This is a genomic window from Pseudoalteromonas sp. 19-MNA-CIBAN-0066, assembly GCF_040308705.1.
Lineage (GTDB): Bacteria > Pseudomonadota > Gammaproteobacteria > Enterobacterales > Alteromonadaceae > Pseudoalteromonas > Pseudoalteromonas nigrifaciens.
Genome location: NZ_JBEONZ010000382.1, coordinates 1 through 242, shown reverse-complemented (window position 1 = coordinate 242; position 242 = coordinate 1). Strand labels below are relative to the sequence as shown.

Here is a 242-nt window from a genome sequence, read left to right as displayed (position 1 = left end):
CCACCTGTCCCAGCACGAATCTCTAAGAAAGCTGGCACTTTATCATTGGGATCTTTTGGCAACATCATGACGTTGAGCGCTTCTTCCATCTCGACGATGGTATCACGTGCGCTGTCAATCTCTTCTTGCATCATCTCTTTCATGTCAGGATCTGTCGCATCGGCTAGCATAGTCTCAGCATCGGCCTGATCCGTCTCTGCACGCACATAGTTCTGCCATAAAGTAGTGATATCCATCAAGTC

1 protein-coding gene is annotated in these 242 nt (G+C 48.3%); it reads right to left on the bottom strand.

The window, feature by feature from the left end; all coding sequences use genetic code 11:
- Nucleotides 1–242: PCRF domain-containing protein (locus AAEZ18_RS19510; RefSeq protein WP_352256103.1), on the bottom strand; the 242-nt coding region annotated here is incomplete at both ends.